The 14418-nt window shown below is 64.6% G+C and carries 10 protein-coding genes; 3 read left to right on the top strand and 7 right to left on the bottom strand.

Annotation, left to right across the window (positions count from 1 at the left end; all coding sequences use genetic code 11):
- Positions 1-93 precede the first annotated feature (93 nt).
- Complete coding sequence (locus IPV69_RS07425; RefSeq protein ID WP_206294344.1) at positions 94-1458, top strand: tRNA modification GTPase; 1365 nt, start codon at positions 94-96, stop codon at positions 1456-1458.
- Between the two features lie 99 nt (positions 1459-1557).
- Here IPV69_RS07425 and IPV69_RS07420 read toward each other — a convergent pair whose 3' ends face one another.
- The 4 genes from IPV69_RS07420 to IPV69_RS07405 form a co-directional block, all read right to left on the bottom strand.
- Positions 1558-1953 carry a hypothetical protein gene (locus IPV69_RS07420; protein ID WP_206294337.1) on the bottom strand — a complete coding sequence of 132 codons (396 nt, stop codon included), beginning with the start codon at positions 1951-1953 and terminating at the stop codon, positions 1558-1560.
- A 547-nt stretch (positions 1954-2500) separates the two neighbouring features.
- Positions 2501-6853, bottom strand: a complete 4353-nt coding sequence (locus IPV69_RS07415; protein ID WP_206294335.1) for a tetratricopeptide repeat protein — start codon at positions 6851-6853, stop codon at positions 2501-2503.
- Positions 6854-7035: 182 nt separating this feature from the next.
- Positions 7036-7848 carry a hypothetical protein gene (locus tag IPV69_RS07410; RefSeq protein WP_206294333.1) on the bottom strand — a complete coding sequence of 271 codons (813 nt, stop codon included), beginning with the start codon at positions 7846-7848 and terminating at the stop codon, positions 7036-7038.
- Positions 7849-7883: 35 nt separating this feature from the next.
- Positions 7884-9764: a sulfatase family protein gene (locus tag IPV69_RS07405; RefSeq protein ID WP_206294331.1), complete on the bottom strand. Its 1881-nt coding sequence runs from the start codon at positions 9762-9764 to the stop codon at positions 7884-7886.
- Between the two features lie 206 nt (positions 9765-9970).
- Here IPV69_RS07405 and IPV69_RS07400 point away from each other — a divergent pair, with 206 nt between their 5' ends.
- Positions 9971-11356, top strand: coding sequence for a Gfo/Idh/MocA family protein (locus IPV69_RS07400; protein ID WP_206294329.1), 1386 nt, complete (start codon positions 9971-9973; stop codon positions 11354-11356).
- A 65-nt stretch (positions 11357-11421) separates the two neighbouring features.
- Here IPV69_RS07400 and IPV69_RS07395 read toward each other — a convergent pair whose 3' ends face one another.
- Both IPV69_RS07395 and IPV69_RS07390 read right to left on the bottom strand, forming a co-directional pair.
- Positions 11422-11700: a hypothetical protein gene (locus tag IPV69_RS07395; RefSeq protein WP_206294328.1), complete on the bottom strand. Its 279-nt coding sequence runs from the start codon at positions 11698-11700 to the stop codon at positions 11422-11424.
- A 16-nt stretch (positions 11701-11716) separates the two neighbouring features.
- Complete coding sequence (locus IPV69_RS07390; RefSeq protein ID WP_206294326.1) at positions 11717-13015, bottom strand: SGNH/GDSL hydrolase family protein; 1299 nt, start codon at positions 13013-13015, stop codon at positions 11717-11719.
- Between the two features lie 231 nt (positions 13016-13246).
- Between IPV69_RS07390 and IPV69_RS07385 the strand changes: the two genes are divergently transcribed.
- A complete protein-coding gene (locus IPV69_RS07385) occupies positions 13247-13810 on the top strand; it encodes a hypothetical protein (RefSeq protein ID WP_206294324.1) in 564 nt (187 codons plus the stop codon).
- Positions 13811-13953: 143 nt separating this feature from the next.
- Here IPV69_RS07385 and IPV69_RS07380 read toward each other — a convergent pair whose 3' ends face one another.
- The gene (locus IPV69_RS07380) at positions 13954-14241 is read right to left on the bottom strand and encodes a hypothetical protein (RefSeq protein WP_206294322.1); all 288 of its coding nucleotides are present in this window, start codon (positions 14239-14241) and stop codon (positions 13954-13956) included.
- Between the last annotated feature and the right edge of the window lie 177 nt (positions 14242-14418).

Below are 14418 nucleotides of genomic sequence, written 5' to 3'. Positions count from 1 at the left end.
CTATGCCGATCGGCCTGTATTGGCAACTTCAAAGTCTTTTAGACTTCTGACTTCAATCTTTTCTGCCTGCCGCCTGCTGACTGGTTTTCCCAGATGAACTCCGACGAGACGATCGTCGCCGTCAGCAGTGCCGTCGGGTCGGCGGCGCGGATGATCGTTCGTACCAGCGGGCCGGCGGCGCTGACTCTCCTTGCGGATCTGGTTCGTGATCCGGTTCCGGCCGACGGGGGCTCGGCGTTCCCTTCACACCTCGCGTTCTCCGGCGTCTTCTGCCCGGCTTGGGTTTACGTGTTCCGTTCGCCGGCTAGCTACAGCGGCGAAGACCTGGTCGAGTACCACCTCCCCGGCAATCCGGTCCTGGTCGAGATGTTCGTGTCGCACCTGCGCGGACGACACGACCTGCAGATCCGTGCCGCAGAGCCCGGCGAGTTCACCGCACGCGCCTACTTCAACGGGCGCATGGACCTCACCCAGGCCGAAGGCGTCGCCGCGGTCGTCGCCGCCCAGTCCGAACAGCAGGAGCAGGCCGGCCGGCGGTTGATGGCGGGTGAACTGGCCCGGCGCATCAGGGAACCCGCCGACCTGATCCTGGCGACCCTCGCGCTGGTCGAAGTCGGCATCGACTTCAGCGACGAAGACGTGACGTTCCTCCCGATTGACGACCTCTTGTCGCGTATCGACCAGTGCCGGAACATGCTGTCGAGCCTGCTGTCTGACAGCGCTCGTTTCAAACCCCTCGGATACGAACCGACACTCATACTCGTCGGCCGGCCCAACGCCGGCAAAAGCACGCTCCTCAATGCGCTGGCCGGTTACGAGCGTGCCGTGGCGTCTGCGACGGCCGGCACCACCCGCGATGCGCTAACCGCACGCATTGCCCTGGAGCGGGGTTATGTCCGGGTGGTTGATGTGGCGGGGTTGGAAGAGGGGCTTACCGTCGTAGGGGACGACATCAAGTCGCAGATGACGCGGCGTGCCCTGGACGAGATTGCCCGTGCCGATCGAGTGATCCTGGTGGTTCCCGTTGATGACGCCGCTCTGCCGGTGGACGCCGGGCGGGTGGCGGATCTGGTCGTCCGCACCAAGTGCGACACGGTGCCGGCCGTTGCGGCCGATGCGAGCCAGCGCCTGGCCAGTCCGCCAGGCCCGATCCCGACGGTGGCCGTCAGCGCACTGACCGGTCAGGGGATGGACGCGCTGCGCCGGCGGCTGGACGAGCAGGCCTTCGGCCGCGATGAGGCTGCTACGCTCACCCTCAACGCCCGGCACGAAGCGGCGATCCTGGCTGCCGATCAGGCCCTTGTGCAGGTGAGAGATCTGGTCGAGGCCGGTGGGGCGGTCGAACTCGTGGCGGCGGAACTGTGGGAAGTGCTTGCTCAGACCGGCAGGGTGCTGGGGCAGGTCACGCCCGATGAAATCCTGGACGAGGTTTTCTCGCGATTCTGCATAGGAAAGTGAATCCGCCGAGGGCACGGTGACGTACTTTCTGCAGCGAGGAAACGACAACTCGACGTCGTGCAGTCGGAGCTTTACCGGAGTCGCGACCGTCTCGACGGATCAGGCGAGGATGCGACGGAGTTTGGGGAGCAGCAGCACGACAAACAGCAGCGGCAGGGCCGACCAGAAAGCCGGTCGGGCGGCGATCAGTACCGGGGCCGAGGTGGTTTGGAGTACTGGGGTGATCGATTCGCCCGCCTGCGTATCCGGCAGGAACGCGGTCTGAAGTGCCAGGTCGTCCAGAAGTGTACCGTCGACGACGACAGGCGTTTCATCGATCGGGGCGATCACCGGGTCTACGAGGGAAGCAGGCTCATCGTTAAGAGGCGAGATCGAAGGAGCGGCGTCGGCAACAGCGACGGCAGGAACAACGAATAGGAGAACGAGCCACGCGATGACAATCGCGAATCTAGTGGAGTAAGAAACGTCCATTTTCTTGTCGATCAGGCGCACCATCGCGTCGATCAACTCCCTTCCGAATAGGCCCGAGAGGGCCGTACAACAAAAATCGACATAGGTCGACGGCAATCGACTGTTGTCGAGTTCACACAAGAAACACGTTGGCGAACCACCACGCATCGCAAAATGCTGGATTGCTCGCACCCTTTCGTGTCAGAATCCGGCAACGACTTACGCAGTTTTGCGTCCGAGCATCACTGCGACCCACGTCATTGCAATATGCCGACCTGCTTTCGCGACAACCTTAAAACTTCAGATGTCCCGATAATCGTAAACCAAGTTTGCATCCGTTGCCACACGTAATGTTCGTCGGTCACGAAATCTTTGCATTAGACGGGGAGCAAATCGGGTGCCGGCTTGAATGAATCTTGCGGGAATGCGAAAAACCGCGTTACTGTCGCTTTTACAGGGAATTAACGCCCGCCTGATGGCCATCGCCTAGTTGCGTTAGGCTCGCGCGAGCGTAGGAACTGGGCGGAAACCGGGTATTTTGCCGTCCGGTAAGCACCAATCGGGCATTGCGGGGGAAAACGACAGGCCCATTTCAGCGACTGCCGCCAGGCTCGACCAGCGCCCCAAGACTGTCGGCCTGCCGCTTGAGTTCGGGGTCGGACATTTGCGGGTTCGTCGCCATGATCGTCCTCGCCTCGCTCAACAACTTCCGCGCTTCCGAACGCTCGGCCGGCGTCGAGCCGGCAATCTGCTCGGCCAGGCCGAGCATCGATTCGACATTCTGGCTGTCGCGCGCCAGGACCTTTCGGAATGCCTCGATCGCCGCCGCCCGAGCCCCCTGACGTGCGTGCGAACGGGCGAGCGTACCGAGGTACACCGGATTCTCCGGGTCGGCGGTGGTTGCTTCGACAGCCAGCTGGTGCGCCTCGGCAAGCACCTGCGACCGGCCCGACAGGAGCAGCACATACGCGAGGTTGTTCGCTACTTCCGGCGAGTTCTGAGTTTTTCGCAGCGCACGCCAGAACTGTTCGGAACGAATGTAGTCCCCTTGAAAGTGTGCGGTCAACGCGGCCAGTCGCAGCGCCTCGGGCAGCGGCTTGGGAGCCGTAGCCAGCGGTTGCAGCACCTTGGCGGCGCGGCCGAGCAGTTCGGCCGATCCGGTCGGCCGGCCGGCGGCGAGGCACGCCTCGGCGAGGGAGAGCTGATCGACGATCGTCGGCAGCGCCGGGAACGCCGCAGCGCCCCGGTCGATCCATTCCTGTGCCGACTTTTCGTCCTTGAACGTGACGGCCAGGGAAAGCCAGATGCTGCGGCAGTCGTCGTTGAGCTTAAGGAGCGGCGCCAGGCGTTCGGCGGCTTCGGCGGCGCGGCCCTGTTCGATCAGGGCTCGCCCGTAGGTCTGGTAGAGCGTCAGCACGCGGACGTCCAGCGGAGACTTCTCCGAGTAGGTTGCCGGCAGGGGACGCGCAAGGACGTGCGGCTCGAGCGCACGCGACGCGACGGCGGGCTGGCGCTTGGCGAGCATCGCGCCGGCGATCATCAGGTCGGCGGGCATCGGGTCGCCCGCCGCCCGCTGCCGCCAGATGGTCGCGGCCTCGGCCACCTTGTCCCAGCGGCCCAGCCGCATGTAGCACTCGGACGCAAGTCGAGGCGGATCGGCCAGGGCAGGGGAGAGCGCGGTCCCGCGCTCGGCGAGTTCCGCCGCCTTGTCCGGACGCTTCTGCGTGAGATAGAAGTGGATCACGCGTTCCTGGAGCGGCCAGAAGTCCCGGTACTCCTCGGCGAGCGTAGCGAGCTTCTGCATTGTCGCCAGGGCGACGGCGGACTGCTTCTCCTGAGGTGTCACCATCAGTGCCGCCTGTCCTTCGGCGAGCACTTTGAGCGTGGCGTTGGCGGCGGGGTGGGTGGGCTGGCGGCTGAGAAAGTCCACCAGCAGCCGGACCGGTTCGACGTCAAACAGCTTGCGCACGGTCGTGATCAGCGGCTTGAGCGCCGTCAGATCGGGGTCTGCCGGGGCGACAGCAAGGCCCGCATCGACCGCCGACATCGCCGCGTCATACTTCCGCGACCGCAGCGAAAACCCGCCCAGCGCCTTCCATGCCAGCGGATTCTTCGGTTCCAGCTCGGTCGCTTTCTTCAGGTGGACCAGTGCGTCGTCGGCGCGGTCGTACTTCTCGGCGAATTGGCCGAGCAGCATCTCCGTCGTCGCACGCGACTGCGGCATCGTCTGGAGCCGATCCAGGAAGTACTGCGACTGCTTCAAATCACCGGTGGCGGCGAAGAAATCGGCGCCGGCGAAGATGTGCTCCGGGTTGGCCGTCACGTCATTGAGCACGCGCTTGTAAGCGAGGATCGCTTCGTCCAGTTGACCGTTTGCGCGGAACAACGAGCCGAGCCGGGCGTCGCGCTCGCCGCCTTCGGGCAACGACTGCAGCACCTTGATTGCCTCGGGCTGCTGGCCGAGGTCTTCGTGGGCGGCGGCGATGCGCAGGCGCTGGGCCGGGGTAAGCGACGGGATCGCGGCGACTTCGCGGATGCGCGTCCGCGCACCGGCCAGATCGCCGGCCTTACGCAGCGCGTCGATCAGTTCCAGGCCGATGTCGCCGCGCGAGGGGGCCATCTGCAGTGCGCCGGCAAGTTCTTCGGCGGCGCGGGAGAACTTGCGGTCGCCGGCCAACGCCAACCCCAGGAGACGACGGGCCTCCGCCGAGTCGCGGTTGCGCTGGGTGAGCTCGGTGAGCAGTGCGATCGCTTCAGAGCGGTCCTTGTCGGATTCGGTGCCGGCAAGCAGCCAGCGGGCGCGTTCGAGCTTCCAGAGCGTGCCTTCGTCGCCGGTCAGGGTTCGGACACGGTCGATGGTCACCCGCCAGAGATCGCGATCGCGGTAGCGGGTCTGAGATCGGAGGATCTGCGTCTGGTAGTACAGGTCGTCGGGGGTGCGGGCGGCGAGTTCGGCCCAAGCCTGCGGGGCCCGCGGGTCGGCGGCCTCTTCCTGGTAGGCGGCGATCGCCAGCAGCCAGCGCGGGTCGGTCTCGCCGCCGGCGGCTTTGCGGGCGTCGGTCAGGGCCTTGAGCCCCTCGGCGGCCTTGCCATCAGTCAGCAGTTTTCGGGCCTGGTGCGCGGCCATCGGCAGGGCGGCGCCGTCGCGGGTGCCGATCGCCGCGATGATCTGCTCGTCCATCGCGAGCTTCTCGGTGTCGCTGGTGGTCCTGAGCCGCAGGAGCGTCTCGACCGACAGCGGCGGCTTCGCCGCCAGCGCCTCGGCCAGGCGAGCCTTTGCCGCGTCGAGTCCCTTGATGCGGGCCAGCAGCGTCACCTGAAGCGGAAGCGTGCCGGACTCGAACGGATACGCGCTCTGCACGCGTTCGATGTCCTCCAACTGTGTCGCGAGCGTGGCCGGGTTCGCATTCTTCGGGATTGCCGCGTACCGCGTCTGCGCCAGCAGCGCGACGAACTGACGGTTCGTCGGCGCGAGCAGCCGCGCCCGGTCGGCCAGCCGCTCGGCCTCTTCGAGCCGTCCTTCTTCGAACCGCAGCGCCGCGATGCGGGCGTAAGGGTAGCCCCAGTCCGGCGACATCCGGGCGGCCCAGGTCCACATCTGCACGGCGGCTTCGGTTTCCCCCTGCTGCGCGTAGGCGTCGGCCAGGCGGACGGCGACGACGGCGTTGTCTGGGTTCTTTTCGCGGGCTTCCAGGCAACGGCGGACAACTTCGGACGCGGCCTTGGGCTCGCCACTGTCGAGCTTCAGCAGGATTGCCCAGGCCTGGGCCTCGTGGCTGGCGGTCCGGGCGCGAAGGGCGCGGGTGATCGCATCGGCTTCGTTCAGCAGCCGGGTGCGGTCTTCGCCCGCCGACGGCGACGCCGCCTGCGCCGTCAGCGTGATCGCCCGATACGCCAGCAGGTCGGCATCGGTGTGGTTGTCGGCCGGGTCCAGGCCCTGGGTCCGCTGGATGACCTCGGCGTAGACGTTGTTCTGCCAGAGCCGGCGGATCAGCGACTCGCGGAGCCGTTCCTGGTTCTCGTCGTCAGGGCGGGCCGCGTCGACCGCCGTCATGAGATAGCGCAGCGTCCGCGAGACCATCATCACCCGGTCGAGCGACGAGCCGACCATAATCGCGAACTCGGCGTTCGTCGGCGGCAGTTCCACCACCTTCAGGAGCCACTCCCGGCCCTTCTTGTCCCACTCGGCCCGCATGACGGGGTCAGCCTTGCCGGCGTCGCTCAGCGCGAGCATGTGATAGGTTTCGGCGGCGACCAGCTCGAATCTCGGGTCCTTGTCGTCGGCCCGGGCGAGCGGCTCGATCCGATCGATCAGTTGCCTAGGAGAAGCGCCGCGCTGCAACTGGATCTGCTGCGACAGCAGCAAGCCGTTCACATGACCGGGGTCAACCTTCAGCAGGTCGGTGATAGCGCTTTCGACATCGTCGAGCTTGGGCTTGGGCAGGCGATAGATGCTGTACGCCCGAATGAACAGTGCTTCGACGTGTTTCGGGTCGCGTTCCAGGATGCGTTCGGCCAGGCTCTTGGCGTCGTTGAATTGTGGCGTCTTGCTCAGGACCTTCAGGTGGGCCAGTTGCGCCGCCGCGTCGTTGGGGCGGTAGCTGAGGTATCGCTCAAAGGCCTGGTTCGCCTCCCGCAAATGCTGTTGCCGGGGCATGGTGATCCGGCTCCGGCAGTCCCCGAATGCGAACAACGCCTCGAGCTCTTCGTCCGATGGCTCCTTCTGGTTGATCTTGATCTCGGACAGGTACTGACTGAGCTTTGGCATCGCCGTCAGGTAGTCCTTCTTCGCATAGTCGGCCATCGCGGAACGGCGCAGTTCGGCGGTCTGGGCGGCGTTTGCCATGCCGGGATTGCGGAAGATCCAGAATGCCGCCGCTCCCGCCAGCAGGCAAACCCCGATAAGCAGCAGGAGACGGCGTTTGGTCTTGGCTCGAAGGCTCATGTTGATCAGCAATTAAACTGCAGGTCCGTCCGTGGTTCCATCCAGGCGCGAGAGAGGCGCAGACCGTCTCCACACGTCGCTTGATAGTTTATCGGACGTTTGGTCGAGATGCGTTAGGCGGGGGGAAAAAGCCGCGCGGGACCCGCGCACGGCAACGGCCGGAATCGTGCCGGCGGGTGGTGTTAATCGCGCGGGTCCTGCCAGGTGCGACGCATGAAGATCAACTCGACCGCCGTGCCCTTGGCGGGGTCGAACAGCACGCTCAGCGTCGCGTACGGCACCGGCTTGAAGCTGAACACGGGGTGTTTCGTGCAGATCGTCGTGAATGCCAGCCGACCGGCGTACCACGACCACGCCAGCGACTTGGGGTCGTAGTCGTACTTCAGCGAGTGCCGTTTGCACAGGTCGATCAGACGGCCCTCCGACGCCCGGACGATTCCCGGAACGTCATCGTTCATCTGCCGGATCGATCGTTTCAGCCGGATGGGTCCGCCGCGAACCTCGGACAGCCGAAAGATGTGGAGGTCTTTGGCGGTCTTTTCGTCGGTGGAAAGCTCGGGACGATTCACCTCGATGACCCCGCTGACGCCGACCAATCCGTCGTCGTCGATGCCCTTGATCGCCTCGGCGGCAAAGCCGAATGCCTGATACGTCGCTCCACGCTCGCCACCGGCGGGGGGCTGGCGGTCGAAGCTGACCGTCACCCACGGCGGGCTGAGGAGCGCCAAGTCGTTTGTTCCGGCCTTGCTCCGGGCGACGATGTTGATCCGTTCGCCCACGCGCGCGTTTTCGAAGGGAAACTCGTACAGGTGCCACAGGTGCAGGCTTCCCGGCTGCGGATCGACCTTGTCCGTCAGGGTCGGCAGTTCGACCTGGGGTGGCGTTTCGGCTGCGAGCAACGCCGGCCAAACGTGACCGGCACCGGCGGCGAGCGCCGCCATTCCCCGCAGTGCAGTTCGCCGCGACGTGACGGGGTTGCGAGGGTCGGTTTGCAAAACGCCTCCTGCGATCGATCGAAGCCATTCGCGGATCATTCGGCGGGGTTCGCCGGTCCGAACGACCAGATCTTACGCGCGCCGTCTTTGCCGACCAACTCGATCGACCGGATCTCCAGGCCGCTCGCGTCTTTGTCTGGGGTGATGCGCAGGTGGATCAGCTTGCCCGAAGCGGGCAACTCCACCTTGACCTCCCGCCACTGGTCGCCGGCCGGCCAGTCGAACGACGCCGACTGCTCCGGAAGGAAATCCTTCTGGCCGTTCAGACGCCAGGTGACATTGCTGGCGCCGCCTCGCTTGGCGCGGGCGAGCAGTTTCATCGTCACCGGGCCGGGAACTTCCAGGCCTGCCTTGGCGATGAACACGCGGGCGTTCTTGGCGGCGTTCGTATCGGGCGTGATCGACATCGCCCCGTCGCGAACGGCAAGGGTGCCGTTGCGGCACAGCCAGTCGTCGGCGGGTTTGGCAGTCGGTACGGCTGCACCGGCGGGCTTGGGAGAAAGCCGGTGGTCTTCGAAAAAGAACTGATCCTGCGGATGAACCTCGGTCGGAAGGCCCGGCGGATTCAAACCGGCGCTCCAAGCTTTAAGCTTGGCCTCCAGTCGCGAAGCGACCTCGGGTTTGTCCTTCAGCAGGTTCTTCGTTTCGCCATCCGGCTGAGTGACGTCAAAGAGATACCGCTCGGTCGGACCCAGTGCGACCAGCTTCCATGGCATCTCGAGCACGGCGGCTTGGGAGCGCCAGCGCCAATACAGCGCCTCGTGCGGCGCGGCTTTGTTCTGCCCGGTCAGGTACGGAATCAGGTTGACGCCGTCCAGCTTGTCGTCCTTCGGTAGCCCCGCGAGCGCTGCCGCGGTGGCGGCGACATCCAGGCTGCTGACGGGGTGCTCATACACCTGTCCGGCCGCGAGCTTGCCCGGCCACGCCGCGACAAATGGCGTACGGATGCCGCCGTCGGTCAGCATGCCCTTCTCCCCGATCAGCGGAAGGTTCACCGATCCGTTCCACGCCCCGGTTTTGAGCGGCGCGCCGTTATCCCCGATGAAAAAGATCAGCGTATTCTTTTCCACGCCCATCTCGGCAAGCTTTCGGCGAATACGGCCCAGGCCGTCATCCATCCCGGCGATCATCGACAGTGCCTGCCGCCGCACCAGCGGCAGCCTTTCCGGCGTTTTGCTGAACCAGGGCTCGGCCGACTCCAGCGGAACGTGCGGCGCGAACCACGCCAGGTAAAGAAACCACGGCTGCTGCGGCTTGGCCGACCGGCGATCCAGAAACGAGATCGCCGCGTCCGTCTGCACGACCACCCGAAACCGGTTGTCGGTGATCAACTGCGGCGCATCGGCCAGCGGCTGTCCCTTGAGATCGTGCGAGGCGTAGTACTGGCCGCGTTCGCCACGGAAGTATTCGTCAAACCCCTGGCCGTGCGGCATGTGCTCGCGAAGCATGCCGGCAGCTTTGCCGGCGGCTCCCTTCTCGCCGGCACCTTTTTCACCACCATGATCCAGGTGCCACTTGCCGACCTGGCCACTGATGTAACCCGCCGCCTTGAGCCGCTCGGCGATCGTCACCTCTGCCAGTGGAAGCGGCCCCTTGTTGTTGTCCTCGACACCAAACCGCTGCTGGTATCGCCCCGTCAAAACGCCCGCCCGCGACGGCACGCACTGCGGTGCGGTCACATACCCGCGGGCGAACCGGACGCCGTCTTTGGCGAACTGATCGAGATTCGGCGTGCGGATGTCACCGTTGACGCCCTGGGCACCCAGATCGGCCCAGCCGTGGTCGTCGGAATAGATGAGCAAGATATTGGGCGGCGCATCGGCCGCCCGGGCCGACGCGGCCAGACATACGACGAACCCCAGCAGCAGGGCGAAGCGGGGCAGGGTTTGCGTTCCGATGGGGTGAAGTCCGTTCATGCGTCACTTCAACGCCGCAGGCCTGCCAATGTTTTGCATGATGACGGCATGATGCATGAACGCCGCCGGCGTGCCGTCACGTCTTGCCGACGGCGAATGTCTGTTGCGGTCGGCGTACGCGGCGGTTGGTGCATCCGCTTGCGGCTCGCGGTAGATTAGCGGTCGTCCAAACGTCATCTCACTCAGTTCGATTTTCGGAGGATTCGATGAACATCAACGAGAACGCGCAACTTTCCCGCCGGCAACTCGGCATTAAGGTCGGCCAGTTCGCCGTCGCGTCGGCGGTCGCCGGCATGATCGTGCCGGCCGTTCATGCGGCGGGCGACTCCAACGTGCAGATCGCGCTGGTCGGCTGCGGCGGCCGCGGCACCGGCGCGGCGATGGACGCCCTCAAATCCAAGGGCATGAACCCCCGCCTCGTCGCGATGGCCGACGCGTTTTCCGACCGCCTGGAGGGCTCGCTCAAGCGGCTCAATGGCGAAGGCAGCGTCGCCGACAAGGTGAAGATCACCAACGACCGCAAGTTCATCGGCTGGGACGCCTATAAGGCCGCCCTCGACACGCTCCGCCCCGGCGACGTGGCGATCTTCGCGACGCCGCTGGCGTTCCGCGCCACGCACTTCGCCTATGCGATCGAGAAGAAGCTCAACGTGTTCATGGAAAAGCCGCTGTCGTCGGACGGCGCCCAGAGCCGCCGGCTGCTGAAACTCGCCGAGGAAGCCTCGGCCAAGAACCTGAAGGTCGGCGTCGGCCTGATGTCGCGCCACGCCCGGCACCTCCAGGAACTGAACAAGCGGATCACCGACGGCGCGATCGGCGACATCCTGCTCATGCGCGGCTACCGCATGCACGCACCGGTCGGCTCGATGCGCTCCACCCCCAAACCCGCCAACATGAGCGAGCTGGAGTTCCAGGTCCGCCGGTTCCACAGCTTCCTGTGGGCCAGCGGCGGATGCTTCAGCGACTTTAACATTCACATCATCGACCACCTGAGCTGGATGAAGAACGCCTGGCCGGTCAAGGCGATCGGCGTCGGCGGGCGGCACGTCAAGGCGGCCGACGACGGCACGCCGTACATCGACCAGAACTTTGACTCCTACGGCATCGAATACACCTTCGCCGATGGCGCGAAGATGATTTTCGACGGGCGGTATATCGACAAGTGCCCGACGATCTACCACAGCTTTATCCACGGCACGAAGGGATCGGCGATCGCCAGCAAGAGCGGCGACTGCGGCCTGCCGGCCAGCCTCTTCAAGGGCCAGACGCCGGACGATGACAACCTCATCTGGCGATCGACCGACAAGACCCACCCGTACCAGAACGAATGGGACGACCTGATGGAGGCGATCCTTCAGGACAAGCCGTACAACGAGGTGAAGCGCGGCGTCGAGGCGAGCCTGGTCACCAGCATGGGCCGCATGGCGGCGCACACCGGACTGGAAGTGACGTTCGACCAGATGCTCAATTCCGAGCACGAGTTCGCCCCGGGTATCGACGCCCTGACCAAGGATTCGCCGGCCCCGGTGGTCGCCGACGCCAAGGGCATGTACCCGCAGCCCCAGCCGGGCACGAAGACGCGGGAGTATTGATGGCAAGTCGCGTCCCGCGCGCCGGTATTTGCCGGCGCGCGGGAAGGCGATTGTGGGAGGAGTTCCTACAGAATACGGTGGTCAGAACCAAGGCTGCCTCGCGCTGCCAGCCATTGCTTCAGCCAACCGAAAAAGATGGCCCAAACGATTGATGCCGCAACGAGAACGAGTCCTAGTTTTAATGCTCCCGTTGAACCCTCCATGCCAATGACAAGTGCGTAGTACAGGAAAAGGAGACCGAGCCCGAGCGGAATGATCGCAATGCAAATTGCGACGAGCAGGAGCGCGATCAACCAGGATCGTTCGCGTGGTTCAGAGGTGGAATCGTCTGGCTTCGTGCTCATTTTCAGTTTCCACTACCTACTTCACAGGCTGAATCTCGAACTTCAGCGCCGCCGGCTTACACGCGGCCTGAATCTGCTGTTCGAGCTCGTCGATCGCCTTCTGCGCCGCCGCCAGCTTCTCGACGTTCTTCTCCTTGCTCGCCGCACGCCAGTCGTTGTTCAACTTGCCCTGCAGGGTTGAAAGCAGGCCAAGGACCTTCGTCGACCGCTCGCCGATCGCGCCCTCGAAGACCGTGCTCATGTTCCAGCCGGCGGCGAGTTGCTCGGCCGTCACCGTTGCGGCGGGTTTGCCTTCGATGGTGACGTCGTACTTGCCCGACGGCAGATCCTTCACCGTCAACAGGTACTGCGACAGGTCGGCGATCGACGGCATCAGGTCGACAGCCGTTTTTGCCTTGGGGTCCACCGGCCACGGCAGCCGCTCGTCCAGCCGTGTGAACGACAGCTTGCCGTTATTGGCGGCGGCGTCGGTGATCTTGCATCGCCTGGCATCGACGACCGAGCCGTCGGCCTTCAGCGTCGCCGAGCTGACATCGCGATCGACCTTCAGCGATGCCAGGATCGTGGCTGCCATCGTGTACTGACCGACCGGGCCGGGATGGACCGCGTCTCCGCCGAGAGGAATCTTGCCGGTCGAAGGCTTCTTCACCGGGGGCTTCGCCGCGGCAGGGCCGCCGGCGGCGGGCGGAACATTGGCAGCCGGCGCCGCAGCGGGGGCCGGGGCGTCTTCCTGCGGGTTGTTCTTGCCCCACATCTCCAGCAGCGGGTGATACTGGTCAACGAACGCCACGCCTTCCTCTTCGGCCAGCTTCTTGAGTGCGACGGTGTATGGATCAATACGGCGGCATCGATCGCTCTTCCAGTTGCCGGGCAGGCTGCCGTCGTTGACGGGGCTCGACGAGATGAAGACCGGCGTCGCCTTAATGTCGCGGATTCGCTTGAGCAGATCGCGCATGCCCTTGATGTAGCCGGCCGGGTCGTCGCCGGCGCTGACGTCGTTCATGCCCAGTTCGATGCTGACGATGGTCGGCTTCCAGGCGGCAACGTCGTAATCGAACCGCGCCAGGATGCTGCCGGTGCGGTTGCCGCCGATGCCGGAATTGCGGAATTGCAGGTTCAGTTCCGGGTGGCGGGTGCGATAGAACGTCTCGATGAAGTTGGAGTGCTGGCGCTGCGCGGTGATGCTGTCGCCGGCCATGACCCAGATGTCATTGGCCTTGGGCGTCAGTGCCGTATCGGCGAGCGCGCCGCCGCTGAAGACGGAGACGGCGATCAGCAGGGCCGATCGCACGAGAAGCCGGATGGGATTGTTCATGAACGTTTCCTTTTGCCAGGGTGAGACGCGCGGAGCGCAAAAGATCGCCGGAAATCCTGTCTTTGGCCGGGCACAATTGTGCCGTCAGGGCCACCTATGGGACCCGTCCTGCGATACGATTGAACTGACGGCTGCTGGCCGTCACCGACGCGCTTACCCTCTGTTGTATCCCGGCCGATAACTTTCGTGGTGCCGCCGCCTCCATTACCCGTCCCGCGCCAACCTCCGCCGATGCTGACCCCCGAGCATCTGGCGCAGCTCGTCACGGCGCGGGATTTGTCGAAGAAGGTCCGCCGGGCGATCGCCGTCGCCACGTTTGATGGCTACGCGATCGGTGCGTTCGCCGTCGTGACGCTGCTGACCGGCCTGACCGATTCATCGGCGCTGCTGCTCGGCATCGTGATGGCGGTGGTGGCTTTCGTCGAGATTCGCGCCGGCAACCAGCTTCGACGACTCGAACTGCTCGCCCCGCGTACGCTGGCGATCAACCAGTTGGCCCTGGCGGCGGTGCTCATCCTGTACGCCGTCAGCCGACTGATCGCCTCCCGCAGCGCCCCCAGCGCCTACGCCGACTACATCGCCGCCGATCCCGAGCTGGGCAAGATGCTCGTCCCGATCGACGATCTCACCCGGCAGATGACGGTCTACTTCTACGCCGGGCTGATCGCGATCGCGGTCGTCGCCCAGGGCGGGATGGCGTTGTACTACTACACCCGCCCGAGGTACCTCCGTGCCTACCTCGCCCAGACGCCGACATGGATCATCGAGATGCAGCGTGCGGGGATTCGGCTGTAGCGAGATTCATCCATCGCGAAACTCATCTAAACAATCGATATCGATGGTTTTCCCCACGCCGAGTCTGAGCGGTACTCCGCGAAGACCCGGATTCTGAACTGAACCTCGCGGCGCCGCCCGCACTGACCTCATACAGGTTTCAATCATGCCTCGCCGGGAAGCCGGCCGGTGAGCATCGGGATCGCAATGGGCATTTCAAACTCGACCTCGCCCTGCCGAACGAATCTGAACGTGCTGCCCGATTCGTACACGGTGAGATACATCGTTCCGTTAAGCACTCCGGCTGTAACGGTTGGCTCGATCGATGGATGCTCTACGACGATCTCGCACCGCTCCCCAGGCTGAATCTCAAACAACGGCGCTGCCCATGGCTCTACGATCACCGAGAAGGGCTTGTCGAACGCCTCAAGATGAATGGTGGTGCGGTGCATAAGCAGTTTGGAGCGACCTTAGGATCGGCTTCTCCCGGATTCTACTTGCACGACTCTGGCGATACCGTACAATATACGAACAGCGTATCAATGGAATGGGCGTCGTCAACCTGAAAATCGGGCGACTGCGCCTCGGATTGCCAGTCATTCACAGCGGCTTTTCGGCCGCGAAAGGGG

The sequence above is a fragment of the Humisphaera borealis genome, from assembly GCF_015169395.1.
Lineage (GTDB): Bacteria > Planctomycetota > Phycisphaerae > Tepidisphaerales > Tepidisphaeraceae > Humisphaera > Humisphaera borealis.
This window is presented reverse-complemented; position numbering and strand designations above follow the sequence as displayed.

What these genes read in the sequence shown, in the direction of transcription:
- IPV69_RS07425 (WP_206294344.1), top strand. Translation starts at nt 94, where the DNA reads ATGAACTCCGACGAGACGATCGTCGCCGTCAGCAGTGCCGTCGGGTCG.
- IPV69_RS07390 (WP_206294326.1), bottom strand. Translation starts at nt 13,015, where the DNA reads ATGAACAATCCCATCCGGCTTCTCGTGCGATCGGCCCTGCTGATCGCC.
- IPV69_RS07420 (WP_206294337.1), bottom strand. Translation starts at nt 1,953, where the DNA reads ATGGTGCGCCTGATCGACAAGAAAATGGACGTTTCTTACTCCACTAGA.
- IPV69_RS07405 (WP_206294331.1), bottom strand. Translation starts at nt 9,764, where the DNA reads ATGAACGGACTTCACCCCATCGGAACGCAAACCCTGCCCCGCTTCGCC.
- IPV69_RS07385 (WP_206294324.1), top strand. Translation starts at nt 13,247, where the DNA reads ATGCTGACCCCCGAGCATCTGGCGCAGCTCGTCACGGCGCGGGATTTG.
- IPV69_RS07380 (WP_206294322.1), bottom strand. Translation starts at nt 14,241, where the DNA reads ATGCACCGCACCACCATTCATCTTGAGGCGTTCGACAAGCCCTTCTCG.
- IPV69_RS07415 (WP_206294335.1), bottom strand. Translation starts at nt 6,853, where the DNA reads ATGAGCCTTCGAGCCAAGACCAAACGCCGTCTCCTGCTGCTTATCGGG.
- IPV69_RS07400 (WP_206294329.1), top strand. Translation starts at nt 9,971, where the DNA reads ATGAACATCAACGAGAACGCGCAACTTTCCCGCCGGCAACTCGGCATT.
- IPV69_RS07395 (WP_206294328.1), bottom strand. Translation starts at nt 11,700, where the DNA reads ATGAGCACGAAGCCAGACGATTCCACCTCTGAACCACGCGAACGATCC.